Genomic DNA, 24,620 nt, shown 5'->3' on the forward strand with positions numbered 1-24,620 from the left:
GCGGCGGGCGGTACGGGCCAGCAGCCCGGCGCCGGCCGCGGCGCCGCCCGCGCAGAGCAGGGCGTGCAGGGTGCCGCGGCCGCGGTGGTCGCGCCACAGGCGCTGTTCGACGGCGTGCGCGGCACGGCCGAACGCGGCCACGGGGTGCCCGCGTCGTGGGTCGCCGATCAGAAGGTCACCGAGGTAGCCGAGCGCGAGTCCGATGCTTTCGACGGGCACCGGTCAGACCGCCGTGATGCGGTACCTGGATCCGGGACGACGGGGTGGGCGACAGCCGGGCATGGCGATGTGTCCTCACTCAGGGTCCGCGCCCTGGCTCGACGTGACCGGCGACCAGAGTTCCTGGCTCCCGGCGCGCGCCGGTGACAGTGGCGGGACCGCGCCGGATTCACACCGGCTTCCTCTGTGCTGTCGCCGTTTGGCGTTGGGCAGTCCACCACGCGCGGGGAAGGGGCGTCAATTCAAACAAATGCCCGCGCCCCGTAAGGGGCGCTGGGGGCACCTCCCAGCGGGTAGCTGGGAGGTGCCCCCAGCGCCCCTTACGGGGCGCCGTGGTCAACCCACGATCAAGTAGATGCCGTACCCCACGGCCGCCGCACACAGTGCGTAGCACGCATAGGCACCGCTCCGCGCAGCCACCGTCGCGCGGGACGTCGTGCCGACGATGCCGAGCGTGAAGACGCCCACCAGAGCCACCGTCACCACGAGGCTGACGCCGAAGACCTGGCCGAAAGCTGCCCAGTCGATGTGCATGGTCTGTACGTCCTTCAGCTCGCGGCGGCGGCCGGGGCGGCGGGGGACCGCCCGGCCTCGCTGGTCGGGGAGACGGCCGGGGCGATCGGCCCGGCCGGCGGCGGGGCGACGGCCTGGAGGGCGGCGGTGACGACACCGGCCGGCTCGGAGGCGGTGGGCGCCGCGGGGCCGACGTGCGGCGCGGCGGCGGTCCCGGCCACCGTGTCGTGGGTGACCGGCTTGCGGCGCGAGGCCAGCCAGATGGCGCCGCAGGCGGCGAGCGCCAGCACCGCGACGGCGGCGATGCCCCAGTCGCCCTGGTCCGCGAGGAACGCGGCACCGCCGGCGACGAGGCCCGCGGCGGGCAGCGTCAGGCACCAGGCGGCGACCATGCGCCCGGCGGTCGACCAGCGCACCACGCCGCCCTTGCGGCCGACGCCCGCGCCCATGATCGCGCCGGAGCAGACCTGGGTGGTGGAGAGCGCGAAGCCGATGTGCGAGGAGGCGAGGATCACCGTGGCGGCGCCCGTCTGGGCGGCGAAGCCCTGGGCGGGCTTGATGTCGGTGAGGCCCTTGCCGAGCGTCTGGATGATGCGCCAGCCGCCCAGGTACGTACCGAGTGCGATGGCCACGCCCGCGGAGACGATGACCCACAGCGGCGGGTCGGAGTGCGGGGCGACGACGCCGCCGGTGACCAGCGCGAGGGTGATCACGCCCATGGTCTTCTGGGCGTCGTTGGTGCCGTGGGCGAGGGAGACCAGCGCGGCCGAGGCGATCTGCCCGGCGCGGTAGCCCTTGGCGGTCTCCTGCTCGTCGCGGCCGCGCGTCAGGCGGTAGGTGAGCCGGGTCGCGGCCGTCGCGGCGACGCCCGCCACGACCGGTGCGGCGACCGCGGGGATGACGACCTTCATGACGACGGCGTCCGCGTGGACGCCGTGCGAGCCGACCGAGACCAGCGTGGCGCCGATCAGGCCGCCGAAGAGGGCGTGCGAGGAGCTGGAGGGCAGACCCGCCAGCCAGGTCAGGAGGTTCCAGACGATCGCGCCGACGAGACCGGCGAATATGATCTCGGGCCTGACTCCGGCCTTCTCGTCGATGATGCCGCCGGAGATGGTCTTGGCGACCTCCACGGACAGGAACGCGCCGACGAGGTTCAGAACCGCCGACATCGCCACCGCGACCTTGGGCTTGAGCGCCCCGGTGGAGATGGTGGTGGCCATGGCGTTGGCCGTGTCGTGGAAACCGTTCGTAAAGTCGAACACCAAGGCCGTGACGATCACGATCCCGATGAGAAGCGTGATGTGTTCCATTCACCCAGGCAATCAGCTCGATGGTCAGTACGCGGCGACCGTAGGGATGCTGGGTGAACGGAAGGTGAACTGAACAGAGACGCATGTCGGCCACAACCGGAGGGCGATATCGATGACGGACCGCGAAGAGCGCATCCGCTCGGCACGGTTTCCCGCAGGAATCCCCGAGACCTGGGCCGCCGTGGTGGCCGCGGCCCGGCGCACCGTTGCTGACGGACTCGTTGTGGGCACGTCCGGAAACGTCTCTGCACGGGTGGGAAATGTGGTGCTCGTCACCCCCACCGGTGTCCCTTACGACCGGCTTCGCCCCGAAGATGCCGTCGGCGTGGACCTCGACGGCCGCCAGGTCCTCGGCGAGCTGAGACCTACCAGCGAACTGCCCATGCACCTCGCCGTCTACCGCGCCACCGACACGGCCGCGATCGTGCACACCCACGCCGTCCACGCCACGGCCGTCTCCACGCTCGTCGACGAACTGCCCCCGGTCCACTACATGGCCGGGGCCCTCGGCGGACCGCCCCGCGTCGCCCCCTACGCCCTCTACGGCAGCGAGGAACTCGCCCGCGGCGTCGTACGGGCGCTCGATGGCCGCACCGGCTGCCTGCTGCGCAACCACGGCACGCTCACCTGCGGCGCCACCCTCGACCAGGCCTACGACCGCACCGCCCAGCTGGAGTGGATGTGCAGGGTCTGGCTCGCCGCCGCCTCCGTCCCCGGCCGCACGCCCACGCTGCTGGACGCGGGCCAGCTCGCCGCCGCCAGTGGGCGGCTCGCCGGGTACGGGCAGCCGACCGGCTGAGCCGGGCACTCCGCAGGACCTCGGCCGAGACCGCTCGGGCGGTCACCCGGTCCACTGGCCGTGACGGCCGCCCCCGCCCACACTGGAAGCGATGCTCCTGCGCAGAGCGGCGGCCGCGGCCGTCACGACCGTGATCGGTGCCGGAGCGGCCGCGGTGGCGGCCGGGCGGTACGCGGGCGACGCTGCCCTCAAGGTCCCCGCGGGCCCGCTGCCCGGCGAGCAGCGCGTGACCGTGCACGCCGCCGACGCGGTCACGGTCACCCTCACCCGCACCCCCGCGACGCTCCGCCCCGGCACCTACGGGCTCGCCGGGCCCGGGCTGCACGCCGTGACCGGCCCCGTCGTCGCCGACATCTCCCACCCGCACGACTGCGTCGTACGGCACCTGGAGAGCGTCGCGCACGGCGCCCTGGAGCCCGGCGACCGCGTCTGGCTCACCCCGGAGCTCTACACCGGCGGCCCGCAGGAGGCGCTCGGCATCCACCACGCCGATGTGGACGTGGCGGGCGAGCTCGGGCCACTGCCCGCCTGGTTCGTCCCCGGCGTCCGCGACACCTGGGTGATCGCCGCACACGGTCTCGGCACCACCCGCGCGCACCCCCTGAACGTGCTGCCGTTCCTGCAGCGCCTGCGGTTCCCCGTGCTCTCCGTCTCCTGCCGCGGCGACCCCGGGGCCCCGCGGCCACCGCACGGAATCGGCCACTTCGGCGCCGTCGAGTGGCGGGATCTCGACGCCGCCGTCCGGCACGCCCTGCACAGCGGCGCCCGGCGCACGGTGCTCTACGGCTGGTCGACCGGTGCCACGACGGCCCTGCTCACCGCCCTCGACTCCGCCGTGGGCGACCGCGTCAGCGGCCTCGTCCTGGACTCCCCGGTCCTGGACTGGCAGGCCGCCCTGCGCTCCCTGGCCCGGCACCGCGCCCGCGGCGCCCTCCTCGGCCTCGCCGTGCGCGCCGCCGAGGGCAGGACGGGCCTGACCGCCGACGGGCTCTTCGCGGCCGCCGACACCACCCGGCTCGCCGTGCCGGCGCTCGTCCTGCACGGCACCGACGACACCGTCGCACCCCCGGAGCACTCCCGCGAACTCGTCGCGCGCCGACCCGATCTGATGCACTTGCACACGGTCCGCGGAGCCGGGCACGCCGGGGCGTGGAACGCCGACCCACAGGGCTGCGAAGAGGCCCTGCGGCGCTTCCTGACGCCCCTGATGTAGCTCCCGGCGCAGCTCCTGCGCGTGCGCCCGGAGCCTCCCGTCAGCAGGCGTGCGCGGCCGGATAGTTGATTCCGATTGGGTTTTCGGAGCGTGAACGGCAAGACTGCTCCTGTGACGTCCCGTACTCCGCGCGACTCCCGGCTCAGACTCGTTCCCCGACAGCCGATCGCCTCCGCCCGCCGGGCAGTGGCGAACCGAGGCTCCCGACCGGCGCCCCGCCCGCCCGCGGGCACCCCGGCCCGGGCGGAACTCGCCCAGCAGGCCAGAGCCGGGCTCACCGGCGCGGTCAGGCTGGCCCGCTGGGCTGCCGAGGAATGCCTGCGCGGCGCCTCGCTGCAGGGCCCCGGAGACCTCGCCGGCGCCGCCGGACGGGCCGCGGCCGCCCTGGGACTGACGGACGCACAGGTGCGCACCGACTGGGACCGGGCCCGACTCGCCGGACTCCTGGAACTGCACGGCGGCACCGCCCGCCCCGGCTGGCGGCTGACCGCCTGGGACCGCGACGACAGCGCCGTGCTGCGCGGCTGGGTCGCACTCTTCGACGCCTGGTCCCTGGCCCACCCCGAGCCCGTCGGCACCGACCTCGCCGTGGCCGCCGAGGTCGTCGAGGCGGTGCCCCAACTGCTGTCCGTCATGCACCTGTCGGCCGGGCCGGTCGCCGAGGCGATGCTGCTCGACCTGCTCCAGCAGCGCGTCGCGGAGATCCGCGCCGAGCGGTGCGAGATCCCCTACGACGGCCGGCAGCCCGGCCCCGTCACCCCCGCCCCCGGCGGTCCCGACCCGCTGCCCGGGCTGCTCGGCTGGGCGCTGGAGGCCCTCGCCTCGGTCGGCGCGCTCGTCGTGCGGGACGGCGCCGCCGTGCTCACCCCGCTCGGCAACTGGGCGGTGTGGGTCAAGCTCGAACAGATCTGCGTGGCCGCCCAGAGCCCCGCGGGCAACATCGAGCTGGGCGCCGAGGCCATGCTGCGCGGCTGCGCCGACCTCACCCCCGGCCCCGCCCGCGCCGAGTACCGTGCCTGGCTCGCCGCCCGGCCGGTGCGCAGCGCGGTCGCCGAACTCCTCGACGCCGCCCGCGGTGACGACGCCATGGTCCGGGGCCTCGCCTTCGAGGCCCTGCGCGCCGTCGGCGCCCCCGCGGAGAGTGCGGTGCGGGCCGCGGCGGACGAGCCGTGCCTGCGTCCGTACGCGCTGCTGTGGATCGCCGAGCACGAGGGCGGCGACCCCGAGGAGGCGGCCGGGGTCCTCACCCGCGAAGAGGCCACCTGGCTGTGGGTGGACACGGCGGCGGCCGTCGCCGACCACGGCGAGAGCCGCCTGCTGGTGCGGCACCTGGAATCGGCGGTACAGGGCACCGTGCCGGGCCTCCTGGAGGAGGTGCGGGCCGTCGGGCATCCCCGCACCGTCCAGGTGCTGGTGGCCTTGGCTGCTGCGCACCCGGACCCGGCCCTTGCGAAGGCGGTGCGCCGGGCGGCGTTCCAGGTCCACCGGGGCGGGGCGTAGGCCTCGCCCCGTAAGGGACGCTGGGAGGTGCCCCCAGCGCCCCTTACGGGCGCAGGCCTTACGGGCGTCCCGTCACCGGAACGTGTCGCACCGCCCCATGTCCCCGGTCGAGTACCCGGTCGTGAACCACTGCTGCCGCTGCGCAGCAGACCCGTGCGTCCAGCTCTCCGGCGTCACCCGCCCCTGGAACCGCTCCTGGATGCGGTCGTCCCCGACCGCAGCCGCCGCCGACAGCCCGTCCTTGATGTCACCCTGCGTCAGCTGGGTGACCAGCGGCTTGCCGGTGGACTTCTCCGGCGTCGTCGTCGCGTGCTTCGCCCACACACCGGCGTAGCAGTCGGCCTGCAGCTCGACCTTCACGGACGCGCTGCCGGCGCCCTTCTGCCCGTCCTGGCTGCGGGCCAGCGTGCCCTGCAGGTTCTGGATGTGGTGCCCGTACTCGTGCGCCACGACATACGCCTGGGCGAAGGGGCCGCCGCTCGCGCCGAACTTGGTCTTGAGCTCGTCGAAGAAGCCCAGGTCCAGGTAGACCTTCCGGTCGCCGGGGCAGTAGAACGGGCCGACCGCCGACGTCGCGGCCCCGCACGCGGTCTGGACCCGGCCCGTGAAGAACACCGTCGACGCCGGGGTGTACGTCTTCCCCCGCCGCGCCAGCTCCTGGCTCCAGAAGGACTGGGCGCTGTTGACGACGGCGACGATCCGGCAGTCCTGGCGGGTGTTGGCGTCCTTGCCCGTGCGGCAGTGCTGCGCGACCTGCGCGTCCGTACTGGCCGAAGCAGCGGCCGTCGGGGACTGACCGCCCGACGACAGTCCCAGCTCCTCCGGGCCGATGCCGAAGAACAGCCCCGCCAGGAGGGCCAGCAGCCCCACGATCCCGCCGCCGATGGTGAGCCCGCCGCCGGGGACCCCGCCCCGCCGGTCCTGCACCTGGGAGGTGTCCAGATCCGCATCGTCGTCGAACTGCATGCCCCACCGCCTTCCGTACCTGCTCCGTCACCCCGAGTATCCGCGAAGCGCCGGTCGCCGGCCCGGCAATCCACTTGCCCGCCCCCGCTAGACTTTTCCCCATGGCATTCCTCCCTGTGCATTAGACGGCGTCGCACGACCGCAGTCCGTCTCGTCCGCCGCCCGTCCTGCCCAGGAGCAGTCCTTCCCGTGATCACCGCCTCCGGAATCGAGCTGCGCGCCGGCGCGCGCATCCTCATCGAGTCCGCCAATTTCCGCATCGCCAAGGGCGACCGCATCGGCCTCGTCGGCCGCAACGGCGCCGGCAAGACCACCCTCACCAAGTGCCTCGCGGGCGAGGGCATCCCGGCGGCCGGCACCATCACCCGCTCCGGAGAGGTCGGCTACCTCCCGCAGGACCCCCGCACCGGTGACCTCGACGTGCTGGCGCGCGACCGCATCCTCTCGGCCCGCGGCCTCGACGTCCTGCTGCGCAAGATGCGGGAGAACGAGGACCGGATGGCGAACGGCAAGGGCGCCACCCGTGAGAAGGCGATGAAGAAGTACGAGCGCCTGGAGACGGAGTTCCTCACCAAGGGCGGGTACGCCGCCGAGTCCGAGGCCGCCACCATCGCCGCCGCGCTCAGCCTGCCCGACCGGGTGCTCGGCCAGCCGCTGCACACCCTCTCCGGCGGTCAGCGCCGCCGCGTCGAGCTCGCCCGGATCCTCTTCTCCGACGCCGACACCCTGCTGCTCGACGAGCCCACGAACCACCTCGACGCCGACTCGATCGTCTGGCTGCGCGACTACCTCAAGACCTACCGCGGCGGCTTCATCGTCATCTCCCACGACGTCGACCTCGTCGAGACCGTCGTCAACAAGGTCTTCTACCTCGATGCCAACCGCTCGGTCATCGACGTCTACAACATGGGCTGGAAGCTCTACCAGCAGCAGCGCGAGGCCGACGAGAAGCGCCGCAAGCGCGAGCGGCAGAACGCGGAGAAGAAGGCCGCCGCCCTGAACGCGCAGGCCGACAAGATGCGCGCCAAGGCCACCAAGACCGTCGCCGCGCAGAACATGGCCCGCCGCGCCGAGAAGCTGCTCGCCGGGCTGGAGGACGAGCGGGTCTCCGACAAGGTCGCCAAGCTGCGCTTCCCCGAGCCCGCGCCCTGCGGCAAGACGCCGCTGACGGCGGAGGGCCTGTCGAAGTCGTACGGCTCCCTGGAGATCTTCACCGACGTCGACCTGGCCATCGACAAGGGCTCCCGCGTCGTCATCCTCGGCCTCAACGGCGCCGGCAAGACGACCCTGCTGCGCCTGCTCGGCGGCGTCGAGAAGGCCGACACCGGCCAGGTCGTCGAGGGCCACGGCCTCAAGCTGGGCTACTACGCCCAGGAGCACGAGACGCTCGACCCGGACCGCACGGTCCTGGAGAACATGCGCTCCTCCGCGCCCGACCTCGACCTGGTCGAGGTGCGCAAGGTGCTGGGCTCGTTCCTGTTCTCCGGCGACGACGTGGACAAGCCCGCGGGCGTCCTGTCCGGCGGCGAGAAGACCCGTCTCGCCCTCGCCACGCTGGTGGTCTCCTCGGCGAACGTGCTGCTGCTGGACGAGCCCACCAACAACCTCGACCCCGCCAGCCGCGAGGAGATCCTCGGCGCCCTGCGCACCTACAAGGGCGCGGTCGTCCTGGTCACGCACGACGAGGGCGCCGTCGAGGCCCTCCAGCCGGAACGCATCATTCTCCTGCCGGATGGCATCGAGGACCTCTGGGGCCCCGACTACGCCGACCTGGTCGCCCTGGCCTGATCCCCGGCCCCGCCGGCCGTGATCGGGGCCGTCCCGATCATTCGGCCGATGCGTGATCCATCATCTGAGTGAGGACGGCTCGTACCGGGGTGTGGCGGTGCGCTCCGGCGCACGCGCCGCCCCGGCTGCCGGACCCCCGCCCCGGGAGTGCTTCCAGTGCCCCCTCTGACCTGCCTCTTCCCTGCGCCACCCGGACGGCCGTACGACCGGATCCGGACGGAATCGCCTGCTCCAGGCCCCGGCGCAGCCGGAAATCACGGGATCCGTTTCCTGCGGACTTCCCATGGACCTTGCCGAATGGGTGGCCAGGACGCCGCCTAGGGGTGATCATGAGAGACAAGAGGAGCATCTCCCCCTGAGGAGGCACGGGTGGCCGAGACTCTGAAGAAGGGCAGCCGGGTGACCGGCGCCGCGCGCGAAAAGCTCGCGGCAGACCTGAAGAAGAAGTACGACGCTGGTGCGAGTATCAGGGCGCTGGCCGAAGAGACCGGTCGCTCCTACGGCTTCGTGCACCGGATGCTCAGCGAATCCGGCGTGGTCCTGCGCGGCCGCGGCGGAGCGACGCGCGGCAAGAAGGCCGCCTCGGTCTGACGCCGCGCAACAGTCAGTTGTGGGCAGCCCACCCGGTCGGCCGACCTGTCGGCCGGGTGGTTACTGTGCAGTACGTTTCCATGCGACTGCGGCCACTCGGAGGCCCCCATGACTGTCAGCAAGACCCTGCTCGACCAGAACGGCGTCCGGCTCACCGTCGACGGCACGGGTGCCGTTGCCACGGTCACGCTCGACCGTCCCGCCAAGCGCAATGCCCAGTCGCCCGCCCTGTGGCGGGCGCTGACCGCGGCGGGCCGGCAGCTGCCCGGCAGCGTGCGCGTCGTGCTGCTCCGCGGTGAGGGCAAGTCCTTCTCCGCGGGGCTCGACCGGCAGGCCTTCACGCCCGAGGGCTTCGACGGCGAGCCGTCGTTCCTGGACCTCGCGCGCGGCAGCGACGAGGCGCTCGACGCCGAAATCGCCTCCTACCAGGAGGCGTTCACCTGGTGGCGGCGCACCGACCTCGTCTCCATAGCCGCTGTGCAGGGCCACGCGATCGGCGCGGGCTTCCAGCTCGCCCTCGCCTGCGACCTGCGAGTCTGCGCGGACGACGTGCAGTTCGCCATGCGCGAGACCAGCCTGGGGCTGGTCCCCGACCTGGGCGGCACCCAGCCGCTCGTCGAACTGGTCGGCTACGCAAGGGCGCTGGAGATCTGCGCCACGGGCCGTTTCGTCCACGCGGAGGAGGCGGAGCGGACCGGCCTGGCCAATCTGGTCGTCCCGCGCGACGAACTCGACGCCGCCGCAGCCGACTTGGCGGCCGCGCTGCTGGCCGCGCCGCGTGACGCGGTCGTGGAGACCAAGGCGTTGCTGCGGGGCGCTGCTGGTCGTACCTATGACCAGCAGCGCGTGGCCGAGCGCGCGGCTCAGGCGCGGCGCCTGAGGGACCTGGCGGGGATGGGGGAGTAGCCCCCCGCTCCGTAGGGGGTGCGCCCCGTACGGGGCGCAGAGACGTCGGACACGCCCTAGGGTGGCAAGTGGACCCCGTCCCCGGACGAGAGGCGGTCGAGATGGCCGACACACCACCGCAAGCCAAGGCCAAGGCACCGACCGAGCCAGCCGAGCGCGGCCGGACCACCATCGCGGACGGCGTCGTCGAGAAGATCGCCGGGCTCGCCGCCCGGGACGTGCTCGGCGTGCACGCCATGGGCAGCGGACTGTCCCGCACCTTCGGCGCGGTGCGGGACAGGGTGCCCGGGGGCGGCAAGGCCGTCACCCGGGGCGTGAAGGCGGAGGTCGGCGAGGTGCAGACCGCGCTGGATCTGGAGATCGTGGTCGATTACGGAGTCGCCATCGCGGGTGTGGCCCGCGCCGTGCGGGAAAACGTCATTGCAGCGGTGGAGCGGATGACGGGCCTGGAGGTCGTCGAGGTCAACATCGCCGTGACCGACGTCAAGCTGCCGGACGAGGGCGAGGACGAGGAAGAGGCCGAGCCCAGGATCCAGTAGGGAGCGCACGATGAGCATGGCCGTGGCCGGCCTGATCGCCGGCATGGCGCTCGGATTCGCCGGGTACTTCGGCGGATTCGGGGCCTTTCTGCTGGTGGCGGCCCTGGGCGCCATCGGCTTCGTGGCGGGCCGGTTCCTGGACGGCGACCTGGAGCCGGGCGACCTGTTCCGCCCCCGGGAACGCGACGGGCGGCGGCGGTAGACATGGGGGACGGGCAGCCGGTACCGCCCGGCGAGCGCGGTGCGACGCGTATCGCCGATGTCGTCGTCGCGAAGATCGCCGCACAGGCGGCCCGCGAGGCCGTCGACGGGGAGTTCCCGCGCGCCTCGGTGACGGTGCACGAGAAGTCGGCCCGCGTCCGGGTGGCCGTCGAGCTGGAGTACCCGACGGACATCGGCGCCCGCTGCCGTGCCGTGCGGTCCCGGATCGCCGAGCGGGTCGCGGAACTGGCCGGCCTGGAGGTCCCCGAGGTGGCGGTCACCGTGGAGCGGCTGCGTTCGCCGCACCTGGACGAGGGCCGGGAGCGGGTGCGATGACTCCCCCGGCTACCTCCCCCGGCTACCGCTGGGGGTGCCCCCAGAGGTACCCCCACCGCGCCCGGCGCTTCTGGTCCGCCCGCCGGGTGCCCGCCGCCCTCGTCGCGGCTGTCGTGCTGGGGGCCTCGGGGATTCTGCTCTACGACGTCGTCGCCGTCCGCGCCTCCCGCCCGGCGATGTCCTGGCGCCGCCGGCTCGCGCACGAGCTGGCCACCCGCCCGCTCGACGGCGCCTGGGCCACCGGCTGCGCGGCCGCCGCCGTCCTGGCGGGCTGCTGGCTGATCGCCCTGGCCGTAACGCCCGGGCTGCGCGGGCTGCTGCCCCTGCGCCGCGACACCCCGGACGTACGGGCCGCACTGGACCGCGCGGCCGCCGAACTGGTGCTGCGCGACCGGGTGATGGCGGTCTCCGGCGTGCAGTGGGCCCGGGTCGACGTGGGCCGCCGCAGGGTACGGGCCCGGGCCCGCGCGCACTTCCGGGACCTGGACGACGTACGCGCGGACGTGGACGGCGTACTGGCCGACACCGTACGGGAGTTGGGCCTGGCCCGGCAGCCCGCGCTGTCGGCGCGGGTGGGGAGGGCGCGGTGCTGAGGGCCGTCAACCGGGTGCTGGTCGGGCTGGCCGGCCTGATGCTGCTGGCGCTCGGCACGGCCGTCCTGGCCGGCCGCCTGCACGGCGTGCTGCTGAGCACCGCCACCCGCCACAAGTGGCGGGCCCACGGCTGGTGGTGGCCGACGGTCATCGCCGTGCTGTCCGCGCTGGTCCTGCTCGCGCTGTGGTGGCTGCTCGCACAACTGCACCGGCGCCGGCCGCGCGAGGTGGCCGTGGACTGCGGCGACGGCGGGACGGTGGCGGTGCGGGGGCGGGCCCTGGAGGCGGTGCTGGAGGCCGAGGCGGGGGCCCTGGACGGGGTGGACCGGGCCAGGGCGCCCCTCACCGGCCGCCGCACGGCGCCGGGGGTCAGGATCACGTTGATCCTGACCCCGCACGCCACGCCGGCCGCGGCCCTGCACCGGCTGCAGGAGGAGGTGCTGGCCCCGGCCCGCACATCGATGGGCCTGCCGGCCTTCCCGGCGGAGATCAGACTCCGCACGGTACGCCACAGGGCGGAACGGGTGGAGTAACGCCCCCTAAGGGGCGCTGGGGGAGGAACTGCGCGAGCAACCCCGACGCACCCGCACCCGCAAACCGGCAACGCGCCGCGGGGCCCCCGCCAACGTGCCGCGAGGCAACCGGCGAGGTCAGATCCCCTGCCGCGCCCCGCCGTCCACCGGCACCATCACACCCGTGAGGTAGGACGCCGCAGGCGACAGCAAAAACGCGGCCACCCTGCCGAACTCCTCCGGCGCCCCGTACCGCCCCAGCGGAATCCGCGCCTCGTGCCGGGCCCGGGCCGCCTCCGAGTCCCCGGAGAGCGCGTCGAGTTCGCGTACCCGGTCCGTCTCGATCCGCGCCGGCAGCAGCCCGACCACGCGGATGCCGCGCGGCCCCAGCTCCGCGGCAAGGGACTTGGCGAACCCGGCGAGGCCGGGCCGCAGGCCGTTGGAGATCGTCAGGCCGGGGACGGGCTCGTACACCGACGAGGACAGCACGAAGCCGATCACCCCGCCCTCGCCCATCGCCTCCGCCGCCGTCCGCGCCAGCCGCACCGCACCGAGGAACACCGATTCGAAGGCCGCCCGCCACTGGTCGTCGTCGTTGCCCTCCGCCGAACCCGGCGGCGGTCCGCCGACGCTGATGAGGACGCCGTCGAGGCGGCCGAAGCGTTCGCGGGCGGTGGCGACGAGCCGCTCCGCCGCCGCGGGATCGGCGTTGTCGGCGGCGACGCCGACTGCGTCCGTGCCCAGCGAGGCGGCCGCCCGCGCCGCGGCATCGCCGTCCCGGCCGGAGACCACCAGCCGGGCGCCGTCGGCGGCGAGTTCACGGGCGGCGGCGAACCCCAGCCCACGGCTCGCGCCGGTGAGCACGTACACCTTGTCCTTGAGTCCGAGATCCATGGGGGTCAGTCTGCCGTGCCCCCGGGACGCCCGTCCCTACGGAGTGGCGCCCGCCACGGCGGCGGTCTCCGGAGCGGCGGCCGCCGCCAGGCGGTCCCGGCGTTCGCGGCGGACCAGGATGAACCAGCCGACGGGCACGCCTCCGGCGAACAGCCACCACTGGATGGCGTACGCCAGGTGCGGGCCGATGTCGCTGTGGTCGGGGGCGGCCACCGGCTTGGGCCCGTCCTTGGGCGCCGGGTCGACGAGCTCGATGTAGCCGGCCAGCACCGCGCGGTTCATGGCCTTGGACCGCTGGTCGCTGTTGATCAGCATCACCTGGCGGGGCGGCAGGCCCGCGGTGTCCTTGATGCCGCTGGCGGCCGTCGTCTCGTCCTGCTTCAGCCGGCCGGTGACGGTGATCTTGCCGGAGGGGGCGGCGGGGACGTCCGGGTAGCGCATCGGGTCGTCGCCGGCCGGGACCCAGCCGCGGTTGACGAGGACGGCCCGGCCGTCGTCGAGCAGCAGCGGGGTGAGGACGAAGTAGCCCTGGTGGCCGTTGTCGTCGGTCCGGCGCCGGACCACGACCTCGTCCTTGGTGTCGTATGTACCGCTCGCCGTGACCCGGCGCCACACATCCGAGCCGGCCACCTCGCGGCCGGGTGCCGTGAGCCCGGTCACGGGCACGGGGTCGGCGGCGAGGCTGTGGGCGATCTGGTTGTTCTGCGCGACCTTGTGCTCATGGCGGTGCAGCTGCCAGAACCCCAGCCGCACCATCACCGGGATGAGAACGAGTCCCACGAGGGTGAGGATCACCCACTGCCGGGACAACAGGAAGCGGTACACGCTTTTGACGGTACCCGGTGGCTACGCCTTGCTCCGCGCCGGGGTCACATGCAGCAGAAGCTGCATAAAAGCGGCCTCGTCGACGATCGGGGTGCCGAAGGAGCGGGCCTTGGCCGTCTTGGACGTGGGGGAGCCGGGATCGTTGGTGACCAGCAGGCTGGTGAGCCGGGAGACGCTGGTGGCCACGTGCAGCCCGGCCTCCACGGCCCGGTCCTCCAAGAGCTCGCGGTCGACGGAGGTGTCGCCGGAGAACGCGACCCGCATGCCCTGAATGAGCTGTTCGCCCGGTTCGTAACGCCCGGGGTTGGGATACGGGCAGGCCGGGCGCTTGCGGCTGGGCCGCCAGGTCTGCGGCCGGTACCCGTAGGAGGAGGACGGCTGATATCCGATGGTCGCCGACCGTGTGCCCGCCGCCGGGCCGTCCGACCACTCCGTCAGCGGCTGGCAGGCCAGCAGCGGCAGCCGCAGCCCCGCCTCGGCCGCCAGGCGCAGGCTGGGCCGGAACGCCTCGGCGAGCACACGGGCGTCGTCGAGCGCATGGTGGGCACGCTGCTGCACGACGCCGTAGTGCGCGGCGAGCGACTCCAGCTTGTGGTTGGGCAGCGGCAGCTGCAGCTCCTTGGAGAGTGCGATCGTGCACAGCCGCTGCCGCACGGGGACGTCCGCCCGGGCGCGGGCGTACTCGCGGGAGATCATCGACCAGTCGAAGGCGGCGTTGTGCGCGACGAGAACCCGCCCTGCCAGCCGCTCGGCGAACGGCTCGGCGATGTCCTTGAACAGCGGTGCGTCCGCGAGGACTTCGGAGGTGAGCCCGTGGATCCACACCGGGCCGGGATCGCGCTGCGGGTTGACCAGCGTGTACCACTGGTCCTCCACCTCGCCCCGGGCGTCCAGCTGGTAGACGGCAGCCGACACTATCCGGTCGTCGCGGGCGAGCCCCGTGGTCTCCACGTCGACGACCGCGTATCCCTGCGGATACGCGGCCGGCCACGGGCTGTGCGGTGCGGCGGCGGGGTGGTCTTCGAGCATGGTCACAGAGGATACGGGCCCGCACTGACAACGGGAGATTCGGACGTCAGGGGGGAGGGGATCCGGCCACCCGTAAGCGGGACGTGCACCACGGGTGCCCCGAAGGGGCGCGGGGCCGTCACATATGCGGCTCCGCCGCGTGGGCGCGACCAGCCGCAGCGAAACCCGCACCCGACCGACTACCGGGGCAGCAACCCCTCCACCAGCGCCCGCACCGCCACCTCGAACACCCGCTCCGCATCCGGCTGCCGGGCCAGGGCCCGCTCAAGGGCCCGGTCCCCACCCGAACCCGGCACCGCATCGGGCGCCCTCTGCTCAGGCGCCCGCTCCCGGCTCCGCTCCACCAGCACATGCCCCACCACCTGGAACTGCACGGCCTGCACCGCCTCCGCCGCCCGCGCCCCGCGCAATCCGGCCGCGTGCACCTCGTGCACCAGCGCCCGCTGCGCGGGCCGGAACATCCGCTCCGACAGCCCCCGTTCGTGCACCATCGCGATCAGGTGCGGCCGGGCGAGCAGCTCCCGGCGCAGCGCCCGCGCGATGGAGACGATCCGGGTCCGCGGGGTCCGCCCGGCCGGCCGGATCGCGGCGAACTCGTGCAGCGTCCGCTCGACGAGGGCGTCCACGAGCGCCTCGCGCCTGCCGACGTGCCAGTAGATCGACGTGACGGCCGTGCCCAGCTCGGCGGCCAGCGCGCGCATCGTCAGCGCCCGCGGGCCGCGCTCCCGCACCAGCCGGGCCGCGGTCTCCAGCACCTGCTCGCGGGTGAGATTCTCCGCCATGCGCCCCCCAACTCCCGTATGTGCAGAGGGGTTTACCCGGGAGCGCCCGCGCTGTAACTCTGTTACAGACGGACCCTGCTGCTCCGACCGGCTCCGACCGAGAGGTGGTACGGCATGGCACCACGCATCCGCTACGGCCCCCGCACCGACACGGAGATCAAGGCGGCCCGCGAGGCGGCGGCCCGGCTGCCCGACATCTGGTCCACGGGGGTCACCGCCCTCTGGGAGACCGACCCGGACGCCGTCGCGGCCGTCCTGCCGCCCCCGCTCGCACCGCCGGCCCGCCCGCTCGTCCGGGCCTCCGTCAGCACCGTCGCCCTGCGCGGCTACCCCCTCGGCGCCGGCTCGGTGGCCGTCGCCGCGCGGCACGAGGGGCGCGCCGGCTGGTACCCGCTGGTGATGCCGATGACGCACGAGCGCGCCCTGACCGGCGGGCGCGAGGTGTTCGGCGAGCCGAAGAAGCTGGGCGAGGTCGTGCTCGAGCGCGAGGGCGCGGCGCTCCGCGCCCGCCTCTCCCGGCACGGCATCGACTTCCTCGCCGTGCACGGCACGGTCTCCGGCCCCCTGCCGCTGCCGCCGGAGAGCGAGCGGCTGGACTTCTACTTCAAGTTCCTGCCGGGCGTGGACGGCACGGGCTTCGACGGCGATCCCGTCCTGGTGCACTGCACCCGCACGGAGCGGGTGCGCAGGCTGGAGGAGGTCACCGGCGAGGTGATGCTGCGCGAGTCGGCGTACGACCCGGTCGCCGACCTGCCCGTCCTGCGCCCCGCCGGGATCACGCTCGGGGAGCGGGCCACCACCCAGCACGGCCGCGTCGTCGCCCGCGTCGCGGCGGAAGACCTCCTGCCCTACATCCACCAGCGCTACGACGACGCACACCAGATCCTCGACGGCCCCCCGGAAGGGAGTACGCGATGAGCGGCGACCCGTACCTGATCATCTCCTCCGACTGCCACGCCGGACTCCCCACCGAGGAGTACCGCCCGTATCTGGAACGGCGCTTCCACCGCGCCTTCGACGACTTCCTCGCGCAGCGCACCGCGCGCCAGGCCGAGATGACGCGCCTGGGCGTGCGCAACGAGGCCTTCGCCGCCCGGTGGTTCGAGGAGCACGAGGAGGGGCTGCGCGGCGGCTGGGACGCGGCGCAGCGGATCAAGGAGCTCGACGGCGACGGGGTGGCGGCCGAGGTCGTCTTCCCCGACGCGGACGCCGTGGACAGCCGCACCGCCGCGCCCTTCGGTGTCGGCCTCGGCCTGTCCGGCGACCACGACCCCGAGCTCGGCATGGCGGGCGCCCGCGCCCACAACCGCTGGCTCGCCGAGTTCTGCTCCGCGCACCCCGAACGGCACTGCGGCGTGGCCCTGTTGCCGATCACCGCCCCCGTCGACCGCGTCGTCGAGGAGATCGACCGGGCCGGGGAGTCCGGGCTGGGCGCGCTGATGATCCCGGCGATGTGGGGCGAGGGGAAGCCCTACCACGACCGGAGTTACGACCCCGTCTGGGCGGCCGCCGCCGCGGCCGGGATGCCCGTGCTCACCCACTCCGGGGCCACGCCCCGCCACGAGTACGGCGACCACCTCGGCATCTTCGTCACCGAGGTGACCTGGTGGCCCGCGCGCCCGCTGTGGTTCCTGCTGTGGTCCGGCGTCTTCGAGCGTCACCCGCAACTGCGCTTCGGCATCGCCGAGTCCGGCTGCTGGTGGCTGCCCAACCTGCTGTGGTTCATGGACCGCCTCTACCTCGGTGCCCACGGCGGCAAGAAGCTCTCGCCCTTCGCCGGCCTGAACCGCCCGCCCCACGAGTACCTCGACCGCAACGTCTTCGTCTGCGCCACCAACACCAAGCGCCGCGAGCTCGCCCAGCGCTACGAGATCGGGGTCGGCAACATCCTGTGGGGCTCCGACTTCCCCCACCCCGAGGGCACCTGGCCCGACACCCGCGGCTGGCTGCGCGCGACCTTCCACGACATCCCGGTCGCCGAGACCCGCCGGATGCTGGGCCTGTCCGCCGCCGAGGCGTTCGGCTTCGACACCCGCGCCCTCGCCCCGCTCGCCGCCCGCATCGGCCCCACCCCGGACGACCTGGGCCAGCCCGCCGACCAGCAGGCCGTCGAGGCGTCCTGGGCCCGCTCCCGCGAGACCGGCCGGCACTGGCTGACCGGCGAGGACTTCCCGCGCACCGGGGTGGACGATGCCTGACCGCCACACCGTCATCTCCGCCGACTGCCACGCCGGTGCCGATCTCCTCGACTACCGGCCCTACTTGGAGCACCGGTACCACGAGGCCTTCGACGCCTGGGCGGCCGCGTACGTCAACCCGTACGAGGATCTGCTCGCCGACGGAGCCGAACGCAACTGGAACTCCGGCCTCCGGCTTGCCGAGCTGGAGGCCGACGGCATCGTCGCCGAAGTCGTCTTCCCCAACACCGTCCCGCCCTTCTTCCCCAGCGCCTCCCTCGTCGCCCCCGCCCCCACCCGCGAGGACTTCGTACTCCGCTGGGCCGGCCTGCGCGCCCACAACCGCTGGCTCGCCGACTTCTGCGCCGCGGCCCCCGGCCGCCGCGCGGGCGTCGCCCAGATCCTCCTGAACGACATCGACGAGGCCGTGCGCGAAGTGCGCCGCACCAAGGAGGCCGGGCTCACCGGCGGCGTCCTGCTGCCCGGCACCCCGCCCGGCTCGGGCCTGCCCGAACTCCACTCCGCCTGCTACGACCCGCTCTGGGCCGTCTGCGCCGAACTCGGCGTCCCCGTCAACCACCACGCCGGTTCCGCCTCGCCACCGCTCGGCGACGACCCGGCGGCCCGCGCGGTCTTCATGGTGGAGACCACCTGGTTCTCCCACCGCGCCCTGTGGCACCTGATCCTCGGCGGCGCCTTCGACCGTCACCCGGACCTCCGCCTCGTCCTCACCGAACAGGGCACGGCCTGGATCCCCGGCGTCCTGGACACCCTCGACCACTACTACGCCCGCCTGGTCCCCGGCGACGGCGCCACCGGCACCTCCGAGGCCAAGTTCGGTGCGGGTCTGGCCACTTCGGTCCGCCGCCGCCCGAGCACGTACTGGCACGCCAACTGCGCGGCGGGCGCCAGCTTCATGCGCCCGCACGAGGTGCCGCTGCGCCACCGCATCGGCATCGACAAGATCATGTGGGGCAGCGACTACCCGCATGACGAGGGCACCCACCCCCACTCCCGCGAGGCCCTGCGCCTGGCCTACGCAGGCCTCCCCGCCGAGGAGACCGCCGCCATGCTCGGCGGCAACGCGGCCCGCGTCTACGGCTTCGACCTCGCCCTCCTCGCCCCGATCGCCGCCCGCGTGGGCCCGCCGGTCACCGAGATCGCCGAACCGCTGGAGACCGTACCGCCGGGCGCGACGAGCCCCGTCTTCGTCCGCGACGCACCGGTGCGGGCGTGGTGACTCTCCGGTGACCTTCGAACCCCGGGTAACGTCATTCCGTACCCGACGGTAACCACCCCTAGCCGCGGCCCGGTTGCCGCGTTTATGGTGCCGCCATGCCGCACCTTCCGGATGTCGTGTTGTGGTCCGTACCGGCCTTCGCCGTGCTCACCGTGCTGGAGCTGGTGAGCTACCGGCTGCACCCCGACGAGGACGCCGAGGGGTACGAGGCCAGGGACGCGGCGACCAGCATCGGCATGGGGCTGGGCAGCCTCGTCTTCGACGCGCTGTGGAAGATACCCATCGTGGCGGTCTACGCCGCGCTCTACGAACTCACGCCGCTGCGCGTGCCCGTGCTGTGGTGGACGCTGCCGCTGATGCTGCTCGCCCAGGACTTCTTCTACTACTGGTCCCACCGCGGCCACCACGTCGTCAGGATCCTGTGGGCCTGCCACGTGGTGCACCACTCCAGCCGCAAGTTCAACTTCACCACCGCGCTGCGCCAGCCCTGGACGACATGGACCGTCTGGCCGTTCTACGTCCCGATGATCCTGGCCGGCGTGCACCCGGCGGCGGTGGCCTTCTGTTCGGGAACGAATCTCGTCTACCAGTTCTGGGTGCACACCGAGCGCATCGGCCAACTGCCCCGGCCACTGGAGTACGTCCTCAACACCCCCTCCCACCACCGCGTGCACCATGCGTCGCAAGGCGGCTACCTGGACCGCAACTTCGGCGGCATCCTGATCGTCTGGGACCGTCTCTTCGGCTCGTTCGTCCCCGAGGGCGAACGCCCGGTCTACGGGCTGACGAAGAACATCGACACCTACAACCCGCTGCGCGTCGCCACCCACGAGTACGCGGCCATCGCCCGCGACATCCGCGCCGCGCACAGCTGGCGGGAGCGGGCCGGGCGGGTCTTCCGCGGACCGGGGTGGCAGCCGGGGCCCGCGGCCGCGAAACCGGCGCGCCGGCGCCGGGTCCCGGAGCGGGTCGCATGAGAGCGTTCGCCGCGGCCGCAGGAGTGCATCTCGGTGCACTGCTGACCGGACGGAAGCGCATCGAACGGGCCACCAAGCCGGTGCTGATGCCCCTGCTCGCCGAGTACGTACTGCAACGCGGCGGCTCCCGGCGGCTCGCGCTGGCGCTGCTGTTCGGGTGCGCGGGGGACACGCTGCTGCAGGCCGACGGCGACCTGCCGTTCCTGCTCGGCATGGGCGCGTTCGCCGCCGGACACCTGTGCTACCTCGCCCAGTTCGCGAAGCACGGCAGACCGAGCCGCCGCCTGACCGCCGCCTACGGCACGGCGTGGGCGGGCACGCTGGCCCTGCTGTGGCCGGGGTTGGATGCGGAACTGCGCGTTCCGGTGACGCTGTACAGCCTGCTGCTGACGACGATGGCGCTGGGCGCAACGAGAGCCGGGCCGCGGGCGGCGGCGGGCGGGGCGTTGTTCCTGCTGTCGGACACGCTCATCGTGAGCCGGCCGCAACAGCAGTTCTGGATCATGCTGACGTACCTGTCGGCCCAATACCTACTGGTGGAGGGCTTGTTGCAGACCCGCGCCCCATAGGGGCGCGGGGAACTGCGCGATCAACCACAACGAACCCGCAGCCAAAGTGACCGCTCAGTCGTCCTCGTCCTGCACCGCAGCCAGCGCATCGACGATGCCGTACCCGTAGAAGCTGTTGACGTGCCGCGTACCAGTACACGCGGCGTCCGCCGGGGCTACCGGGCACCCCGGATTACCGGCCTGCGCCCGCAAGAGCCACCGCAGCTCTTGCGGACTGGCATCGGGATGCGCACTCTTCAACAGCGCCGCCACACCCGCCACATGCGGACTCGCCATCGACGTGCCCTGCAGATACCCGTAGTCGCCGCCGGGCAGCGTCGAGAGGATGCGGCCGTCCTTGGCGGGCAGGTCCGGGATCTGGCGGCTGTCGCCGCCGGGGGCCGCCACGTCGATGCGGCCGAGGCCGTAGTTGGAGTAGAACGACTTCAGCGACTTCACGCCGGTCGCGGAGACGGCCACCACGCCGGGCAGTTCCGCGGGGATGTCCAGGCACGTGGCCGGGTCGATCGTGCGGTTCTTCGGCGTGGTGTCGTTGGGGCTGGAGGCGTCGGGAAGCTGCTTGGCCGCCAGGTCGAGGCTGGAGTTGCCGGCCGCGGCGATGTTGAGCGTGCCCCTGCGCTGGGCGTACGAGGCCGCCCGGCCGACGGCGTCGGCTATCGCCTTCTGGTCGGGGTCGTCGGAGCAGTTGAACAGCCACGGGTCGACGTAGTAGCTGTTGTTCGTCACGGCTATGTCGTGGTCGGCGGCGAAGACGAACGCGCAGACGACGCTCTCGGCGTAGAAGAAAGCGCCCTTGGCGGTCGAGACCTTGATGGCCGAGACCTTCGCCCCGGGGGCCACGCCGGCGATGCCGGTGCCGTTGCGGGCGGCCGCGATCGTCCCGGCGACGTGCGTGCCGTGGTAGTCCTGCGCGGGGTCGAACGGGCGCCAGGCGCCGGGGCTCGTGTCGGCCTTGCCGGTGACGCAGCTCGCGGACTGGCTGCGGGAGAAGTTCGGGGCGAGGTCGGGGTGCGTGTCGTCCACGCCGGTGTCGATGACGCCGACCGTGACATCCCGGCTGCCCGGGTTCACCTTCGCGGCCTGGTCGGCCTTGATGGCGCGGAGGTCCCACTGCAGGCCCTCCAGCGGCTCCTGGCCGGGCTCGGCCGAGCGGGCGGCGGCCAGCGCGGCGGGACCGGACAGCTTGAGCTTCTCGGGCTTGCCGACGTCCGTGGTGGCCGCGGGCGTGATCGGGGCGGTGCGGGTGGCGCCCGCCGACTGCACGCCGGGCACCGCGCGCAGGGCCGCGCCGAAGCCCGGGTTCGCGGAGTGCGCGACGACGACGCCTATCTGCTCGTAGGCGACCACGACGGTGCCGCGAGCCTGGGCCACCGCCTTCTTCACCCGGGCGAGCGTGCCCCGCGCCCGGTCGGTGTTGACCACGTACGACAGCAGCGGGCCGTCCTCCGCGGCCGCGGCCTTCGCGGTACCGGGGCCCTGCGGGGCGGCCGAGGCGGCGGCCGGCAGCAGGCCGAGGGAGGCGGTGAGGGCAAGTCCGACGGGCACTGCCAGCAGGGCGTGCCGACGTCTGGAACGCAGACGGTCCATGAGGTCTCCACATCATCCGGAAAACGCACAGGCGAGTGAAACTAGCGCCGTTCACCGGAACCGGGCAATGAATTCCCCAAGAAAGCCTCTCAAGAAGGTACTTCGGGCCGCCGCAGGGTGTCGATGCTCAGCGGCTGCAGCGGCACCCTGGGCCCGTACCAGCGGCCCGCGGCGAGCAGGGCCGCCGGGCGCCCCGGGTGCGCGGTGATGACGGGCGCCGTCAACCTGACGACCCCGAACGGTCGTCGGCCGGGGGACGGCGGCGGAGGCGGCGGCACGGTGCTCACACCAGGTCAACGAGGGCACGGGCGCCCGGTATTGCACCTCGGGCCCGAGCTGCGTCATTCGGAGAACGGCTTTCTGTCGCATACTGCGGTGTTCCGCTACGCGCGTGATCTGCGTCACAGATGCGGGTTCGCGCCACCGCACTCAGCCGTCCAACCGCACGCACCCGTCTAGGAGAGGCAGTGGACTCAGAAGAGGCCGTCGACCCCGCATCGACCACATCGGAGAGGGGCGAAGCGAAGAGCGAGGCCGTCCGCCCCGTCATCCCCGCCCAGCCGGAGCGTTTCACCCAGGTGCAGGAGAGCCCCGAGTTCGGTGAACTGCGCCGGGCCCACCGCTCGTTCGCCTTCCCGCTCACCCTGGCCTTCGTCGCCTGGTACCTGCTGTACGTCCTGCTGTCCAACTATGCGGGCGGCTTCATGGGCACCCGCGTCGCGGGCAACATCAACGTCGCCCTCGTCCTCGGCCTGGCCCAGTTCCTCACCACCTTCCTGATCGCCTGGTGGTACTCGCGGCACGCCGCCGCACAGCTCGACCCCAGGGCCGAGGCCCTCAAGACACGGCTGGAGGCCGGGGAATGACCACCGCAGGACACACCGTCGCAGCACACACCTTCCAGGCCGCCGGCGGCGCGGGCGAACACCGCACCCTGATCATCACCCTGTTCTCGGTCTTCGTCGCCATCACCCTCGGCATCACCGTCTGGGCCGGGCGGCAGACCAAGGACGCCACCGACTTCTACGCCGGAGGCCGCTCCTTCTCCGGCTTCCAGAACGGTCTGGCCATCTCCGGCGACTACATGTCCGCCGCGTCCTTCCTGGGCATCGCGGGCGCCATCGCGCTCTTCGGCTACGACGGGTTCCTCTACTCCATCGGCTTCCTCGTCGCCTGGCTGGTCGCCCTGCTGCTGGTCGCCGAACCCCTGCGCAACTCCGGCCGCTTCACCATGGCGGACGTCCTCGCGCACCGCCTGCAGCAGCGGCCGGTGCGTACCGCGGCCGGCACCTCCACCATCGTCGTCTCGATCTTCTATCTGCTGGCGCAGATGGTCGGCGCGGGCGCGCTCGTCGCCCTGCTGCTCGGCGCGAGCGGCGAGGGCTCCCGGCGCTGGATCATCGCCCTGGTCGGCCTGGTGATGGTGCTGTACGTGACGATCGGCGGGATGAAGGGCACCACCTGGGTGCAGATCGTCAAGGCGGTGCTGCTGATCGCCGGCACCCTGCTGATCACCGTCCTGGTGCTCAACCGTTTCGGCTGGAGCCTCTCCAGCCTGCTCGGCCACGCCGCCGAGAGGAGCGGCAAGGGCAGGGCCTTCCTGGAACCCGGGCTGCAGTACGGCAAGGACAGCACCTCCAAGCTCAACTTCGTCTCGCTCGGTCTGGCGCTCGTCCTCGGCACGGCCGGTCTGCCGCACATCCTCATCCGCTTCTACACCGTGCCGACCGCCAAGGCCGCCCGGACGTCCGTCAACTGGGCCATCGGCATCATCGGCGCCTTCTACCTGATGACCATCGCGCTGGGCTTCGGCGCCGCGGCCCTGGTCGGCCCCAAGGCGATCATCGCGTCCAACGAGTCCGGCAACACGGCGGCCCCGCTGCTCGCCCAGGAGGTCGGCGGCGGGGCGGGCTCCACGGGCGGGGCCGTGCTCCTCGCGGTGATCTCGGCCGTGGCCTTCGCGACGATCCTCGCCGTGGTCGCGGGCCTCACCCTCGCCTCCTCCGCCTCCTTCGCCCACGACCTGTGGGCCAATGTGATCAGGAAGGGCAGCACGACCGAGAAGGAGGAGGTCCTCACCGCAAAGATCGCGGCCGTCGTCATCGGCGCCGTCTCCATCGTGCTGGGCATCTTCGCCCACCGCCTCAACGCGGCCGCCCTGGTGGCCCTCGCCTTCGCCGTGGCCGCCTCGGCCAATCTCCCGACGATCCTCTACAGCCTCTTCTGGAAGCGCTTCACGACCCGCGGCGCACTGTGGTCGATCTACGGCGGCCTGGTCTCGTCCGTCACCCTGGTGATCCTCTCGCCGGTGGTCTCAGGCAACCCCAAGGCGCTCTTCCCCGGCATGAGCTTCGACCTCTTCCCGCTGGCCAACCCCGGGCTGGTCTCCATCCCGCTCGGCTTCGTCCTCGGCTGGCTCGGCTCGGTGCTGTCCGCCGAGGAGGCGGTGGCCAGGAAGTACGCGGAGCTGGAGGTCCGCGCACTCACCGGATACGGGGCCCACTGATCACGATGCCCGGGGGCCCGGCGCTTCGTCGGCCCCCCGGGCATCGCG

Annotated in this window: 28 protein-coding genes and 1 riboswitch; of the genes, 18 read left to right on the forward strand and 10 right to left on the reverse strand. The window is 73.0% G+C overall.

Going from position 1 to position 24,620, the window contains the following annotated elements; all coding sequences use genetic code 11:
• The 3 genes from HG542_RS26510 to HG542_RS26520 form a co-directional block, all read right to left on the reverse strand.
• On the reverse strand, window positions 1-219 hold a 219-nt coding region (locus HG542_RS26510; RefSeq protein WP_171085692.1), incomplete at its 3' end, for a cobalamin biosynthesis protein.
• Window positions 220-336: 117 nt separating this feature from the next.
• Window positions 337-404: riboswitch (cobalamin riboswitch) on the reverse strand.
• Between the two features lie 151 nt (window positions 405-555).
• Window positions 556-753 (reverse strand): hypothetical protein, encoded by a 198-nt coding sequence (locus HG542_RS26515; RefSeq protein ID WP_171085695.1) that lies wholly within the window; start codon window positions 751-753, stop codon window positions 556-558.
• Window positions 754-767: 14 nt separating this feature from the next.
• Complete coding sequence (locus HG542_RS26520) at window positions 768-2,042, reverse strand: inorganic phosphate transporter (protein WP_171085697.1); 1,275 nt, start codon at window positions 2,040-2,042, stop codon at window positions 768-770.
• A gap of 112 nt (window positions 2,043-2,154) precedes the next feature.
• On the opposite strand from HG542_RS26520, the gene HG542_RS26525 reads away from it, so the two are divergent.
• The 3 genes from HG542_RS26525 to HG542_RS26535 all read left to right on the forward strand — a co-directional run bounded on the left by HG542_RS26525 (window position 2,155) and on the right by HG542_RS26535 (window position 5,554).
• Window positions 2,155-2,841 (forward strand): class II aldolase/adducin family protein, encoded by a 687-nt coding sequence (locus tag HG542_RS26525; protein WP_171085699.1) that lies wholly within the window; start codon window positions 2,155-2,157, stop codon window positions 2,839-2,841.
• Window positions 2,842-2,932: 91 nt separating this feature from the next.
• Window positions 2,933-4,054 (forward strand): alpha/beta hydrolase, encoded by a 1,122-nt coding sequence (locus HG542_RS26530; protein WP_171085701.1) that lies wholly within the window; start codon window positions 2,933-2,935, stop codon window positions 4,052-4,054.
• A 111-nt stretch (window positions 4,055-4,165) separates the two neighbouring features.
• Entirely contained in the window at window positions 4,166-5,554 is a 1,389-nt protein-coding gene (locus tag HG542_RS26535) for a hypothetical protein (RefSeq protein WP_171085702.1), read from the forward strand.
• A gap of 72 nt (window positions 5,555-5,626) precedes the next feature.
• Here HG542_RS26535 and ypfJ read toward each other — a convergent pair whose 3' ends face one another.
• Window positions 5,627-6,520, reverse strand: a complete 894-nt coding sequence (gene ypfJ / locus HG542_RS26540) for a KPN_02809 family neutral zinc metallopeptidase (RefSeq protein ID WP_171085703.1) — start codon at window positions 6,518-6,520, stop codon at window positions 5,627-5,629.
• Window positions 6,521-6,709: 189 nt separating this feature from the next.
• Between ypfJ and abc-f the strand changes: the two genes are divergently transcribed.
• The 8 genes from abc-f (at window position 6,710) to amaP (ending at window position 12,007) form a co-directional block, all read left to right on the forward strand.
• Window positions 6,710-8,308, forward strand: a complete 1,599-nt coding sequence (gene abc-f, locus HG542_RS26545; RefSeq protein WP_171085705.1) for a ribosomal protection-like ABC-F family protein — start codon at window positions 6,710-6,712, stop codon at window positions 8,306-8,308.
• 369 nt (window positions 8,309-8,677) lie between these two features.
• Entirely contained in the window at window positions 8,678-8,899 is a 222-nt protein-coding gene (locus tag HG542_RS26550) for a helix-turn-helix domain-containing protein (RefSeq protein ID WP_043263790.1), read from the forward strand.
• Window positions 8,900-9,007: 108 nt separating this feature from the next.
• On the forward strand, window positions 9,008-9,805 hold the full coding sequence (locus tag HG542_RS26555) for an enoyl-CoA hydratase/isomerase family protein (RefSeq protein WP_171085707.1): 798 nt from the start codon (window positions 9,008-9,010) through the stop codon (window positions 9,803-9,805).
• 101 nt (window positions 9,806-9,906) lie between these two features.
• Entirely contained in the window at window positions 9,907-10,344 is a 438-nt protein-coding gene (locus tag HG542_RS26560; protein WP_171085710.1) for an Asp23/Gls24 family envelope stress response protein, read from the forward strand.
• 10 nt (window positions 10,345-10,354) lie between these two features.
• Window positions 10,355-10,546, forward strand: a complete 192-nt coding sequence (locus HG542_RS26565) for a hypothetical protein (protein WP_171085712.1) — start codon at window positions 10,355-10,357, stop codon at window positions 10,544-10,546.
• Window positions 10,547-10,548: 2 nt separating this feature from the next.
• Window positions 10,549-10,881 carry an Asp23/Gls24 family envelope stress response protein gene (locus HG542_RS26570; RefSeq protein WP_171085714.1) on the forward strand — a complete coding sequence of 111 codons (333 nt, stop codon included), beginning with the start codon at window positions 10,549-10,551 and terminating at the stop codon, window positions 10,879-10,881.
• The gene (locus tag HG542_RS26575) at window positions 10,878-11,474 is read left to right on the forward strand and encodes a DUF6286 domain-containing protein (protein ID WP_176607015.1); all 597 of its coding nucleotides are present in this window, start codon (window positions 10,878-10,880) and stop codon (window positions 11,472-11,474) included. Before HG542_RS26570 ends, HG542_RS26575 begins: the two co-directional genes overlap by 4 nt.
• Window positions 11,468-12,007 carry an alkaline shock response membrane anchor protein AmaP gene (gene amaP / locus HG542_RS26580; RefSeq protein ID WP_171085716.1) on the forward strand — a complete coding sequence of 180 codons (540 nt, stop codon included), beginning with the start codon at window positions 11,468-11,470 and terminating at the stop codon, window positions 12,005-12,007. Before HG542_RS26575 ends, amaP begins: the two co-directional genes overlap by 7 nt.
• Window positions 12,008-12,124: 117 nt before the next feature.
• Here amaP and HG542_RS26585 read toward each other — a convergent pair whose 3' ends face one another.
• The 4 genes from HG542_RS26585 to HG542_RS26600 all read right to left on the reverse strand — a co-directional run bounded on the left by HG542_RS26585 (window position 12,125) and on the right by HG542_RS26600 (window position 15,516).
• Window positions 12,125-12,880, reverse strand: a complete 756-nt coding sequence (locus HG542_RS26585; protein WP_171085718.1) for an SDR family oxidoreductase — start codon at window positions 12,878-12,880, stop codon at window positions 12,125-12,127.
• Window positions 12,881-12,916: 36 nt separating this feature from the next.
• Window positions 12,917-13,705, reverse strand: coding sequence for an SURF1 family cytochrome oxidase biogenesis protein (locus HG542_RS26590; RefSeq protein ID WP_171085721.1), 789 nt, complete (start codon window positions 13,703-13,705; stop codon window positions 12,917-12,919).
• A gap of 21 nt (window positions 13,706-13,726) precedes the next feature.
• On the reverse strand, window positions 13,727-14,734 hold the full coding sequence (locus tag HG542_RS26595; protein WP_171085722.1) for a DEDDh family exonuclease: 1,008 nt from the start codon (window positions 14,732-14,734) through the stop codon (window positions 13,727-13,729).
• Window positions 14,735-14,913: 179 nt separating this feature from the next.
• Complete coding sequence (locus HG542_RS26600; RefSeq protein WP_171085724.1) at window positions 14,914-15,516, reverse strand: TetR/AcrR family transcriptional regulator; 603 nt, start codon at window positions 15,514-15,516, stop codon at window positions 14,914-14,916.
• 114 nt (window positions 15,517-15,630) lie between these two features.
• On the opposite strand from HG542_RS26600, the gene HG542_RS26605 reads away from it, so the two are divergent.
• From HG542_RS26605 to HG542_RS26625, 5 genes are all read left to right on the forward strand, one after another.
• On the forward strand, window positions 15,631-16,434 hold the full coding sequence (locus HG542_RS26605) for an acetoacetate decarboxylase family protein (protein WP_171085726.1): 804 nt from the start codon (window positions 15,631-15,633) through the stop codon (window positions 16,432-16,434).
• Window positions 16,431-17,714: an amidohydrolase family protein gene (locus HG542_RS26610; RefSeq protein ID WP_171085728.1), complete on the forward strand. Its 1,284-nt coding sequence runs from the start codon at window positions 16,431-16,433 to the stop codon at window positions 17,712-17,714. The genes HG542_RS26605 and HG542_RS26610 overlap by 4 nt, the downstream gene beginning before the upstream one ends.
• The gene (locus HG542_RS26615) at window positions 17,707-18,933 is read left to right on the forward strand and encodes an amidohydrolase family protein (protein ID WP_171085729.1); all 1,227 of its coding nucleotides are present in this window, start codon (window positions 17,707-17,709) and stop codon (window positions 18,931-18,933) included. Before HG542_RS26610 ends, HG542_RS26615 begins: the two co-directional genes overlap by 8 nt.
• A 95-nt stretch (window positions 18,934-19,028) precedes the next feature.
• Window positions 19,029-19,910 (forward strand): sterol desaturase family protein, encoded by an 882-nt coding sequence (locus HG542_RS26620; RefSeq protein WP_171085730.1) that lies wholly within the window; start codon window positions 19,029-19,031, stop codon window positions 19,908-19,910.
• Window positions 19,907-20,479, forward strand: coding sequence for a lysoplasmalogenase (locus HG542_RS26625; RefSeq protein ID WP_171085731.1), 573 nt, complete (start codon window positions 19,907-19,909; stop codon window positions 20,477-20,479). The genes HG542_RS26620 and HG542_RS26625 overlap by 4 nt, the downstream gene beginning before the upstream one ends.
• 54 nt (window positions 20,480-20,533) lie before the next feature.
• Here the strand turns inward: HG542_RS26625 and HG542_RS26630 are convergent, their stop codons facing one another.
• Together HG542_RS26630 and HG542_RS35430 are read right to left on the reverse strand one after the other, a co-directional pair.
• A complete protein-coding gene (locus HG542_RS26630) occupies window positions 20,534-22,066 on the reverse strand; it encodes a S8 family serine peptidase (RefSeq protein WP_171085732.1) in 1,533 nt (510 codons plus the stop codon).
• Between the two features lie 89 nt (window positions 22,067-22,155).
• Window positions 22,156-22,290, reverse strand: coding sequence for a hypothetical protein (locus HG542_RS35430; RefSeq protein WP_255316249.1), 135 nt, complete (start codon window positions 22,288-22,290; stop codon window positions 22,156-22,158).
• A gap of 243 nt (window positions 22,291-22,533) precedes the next feature.
• On the opposite strand from HG542_RS35430, the gene HG542_RS26640 reads away from it, so the two are divergent.
• Together HG542_RS26640 and HG542_RS26645 are read left to right on the forward strand one after the other, a co-directional pair.
• Complete coding sequence (locus HG542_RS26640; RefSeq protein WP_438816706.1) at window positions 22,534-22,932, forward strand: DUF485 domain-containing protein; 399 nt, start codon at window positions 22,534-22,536, stop codon at window positions 22,930-22,932.
• Window positions 22,929-24,572 (forward strand): monocarboxylic acid transporter, encoded by a 1,644-nt coding sequence (locus HG542_RS26645; RefSeq protein ID WP_171085738.1) that lies wholly within the window; start codon window positions 22,929-22,931, stop codon window positions 24,570-24,572. Before HG542_RS26640 ends, HG542_RS26645 begins: the two co-directional genes overlap by 4 nt.
• Window positions 24,573-24,620: the final 48 nt, after the last annotated feature.

This window comes from Streptomyces morookaense, assembly GCF_013030945.1.
Taxonomy (GTDB): Bacteria; Actinomycetota; Actinomycetes; order Streptomycetales; family Streptomycetaceae; genus Streptomyces; species Streptomyces morookaensis.

Coding starts and splice junctions, on each gene's coding strand:
- HG542_RS26515 (WP_171085695.1), bottom strand. CDS start 753: ATGCACATCGACTGGGCAGCTTTCGGCCAGGTCTTCGGCGTCAGCCTC.
- HG542_RS26520 (WP_171085697.1), bottom strand. CDS start 2,042: ATGGAACACATCACGCTTCTCATCGGGATCGTGATCGTCACGGCCTTG.
- HG542_RS26525 (WP_171085699.1), top strand. CDS start 2,155: ATGACGGACCGCGAAGAGCGCATCCGCTCGGCACGGTTTCCCGCAGGA.
- HG542_RS26530 (WP_171085701.1), top strand. CDS start 2,933: ATGCTCCTGCGCAGAGCGGCGGCCGCGGCCGTCACGACCGTGATCGGT.
- ypfJ (WP_171085703.1), bottom strand. CDS start 6,520: ATGCAGTTCGACGACGATGCGGATCTGGACACCTCCCAGGTGCAGGAC.
- HG542_RS26555 (WP_171085707.1), top strand. CDS start 9,008: ATGACTGTCAGCAAGACCCTGCTCGACCAGAACGGCGTCCGGCTCACC.
- HG542_RS26560 (WP_171085710.1), top strand. CDS start 9,907: ATGGCCGACACACCACCGCAAGCCAAGGCCAAGGCACCGACCGAGCCA.
- HG542_RS26565 (WP_171085712.1), top strand. CDS start 10,355: ATGAGCATGGCCGTGGCCGGCCTGATCGCCGGCATGGCGCTCGGATTC.
- HG542_RS26570 (WP_171085714.1), top strand. CDS start 10,549: ATGGGGGACGGGCAGCCGGTACCGCCCGGCGAGCGCGGTGCGACGCGT.
- HG542_RS26575 (WP_176607015.1), top strand. CDS start 10,878: ATGACTCCCCCGGCTACCTCCCCCGGCTACCGCTGGGGGTGCCCCCAG.
- HG542_RS26585 (WP_171085718.1), bottom strand. CDS start 12,880: ATGGATCTCGGACTCAAGGACAAGGTGTACGTGCTCACCGGCGCGAGC.
- HG542_RS26595 (WP_171085722.1), bottom strand. CDS start 14,734: ATGCTCGAAGACCACCCCGCCGCCGCACCGCACAGCCCGTGGCCGGCC.
- HG542_RS26600 (WP_171085724.1), bottom strand. CDS start 15,516: ATGGCGGAGAATCTCACCCGCGAGCAGGTGCTGGAGACCGCGGCCCGG.
- HG542_RS26605 (WP_171085726.1), top strand. CDS start 15,631: ATGGCACCACGCATCCGCTACGGCCCCCGCACCGACACGGAGATCAAG.
- HG542_RS26610 (WP_171085728.1), top strand. CDS start 16,431: ATGAGCGGCGACCCGTACCTGATCATCTCCTCCGACTGCCACGCCGGA.
- HG542_RS26615 (WP_171085729.1), top strand. CDS start 17,707: ATGCCTGACCGCCACACCGTCATCTCCGCCGACTGCCACGCCGGTGCC.
- HG542_RS26620 (WP_171085730.1), top strand. CDS start 19,029: ATGCCGCACCTTCCGGATGTCGTGTTGTGGTCCGTACCGGCCTTCGCC.
- HG542_RS26625 (WP_171085731.1), top strand. CDS start 19,907: ATGAGAGCGTTCGCCGCGGCCGCAGGAGTGCATCTCGGTGCACTGCTG.
- HG542_RS26630 (WP_171085732.1), bottom strand. CDS start 22,066: ATGGACCGTCTGCGTTCCAGACGTCGGCACGCCCTGCTGGCAGTGCCC.
- HG542_RS26645 (WP_171085738.1), top strand. CDS start 22,929: ATGACCACCGCAGGACACACCGTCGCAGCACACACCTTCCAGGCCGCC.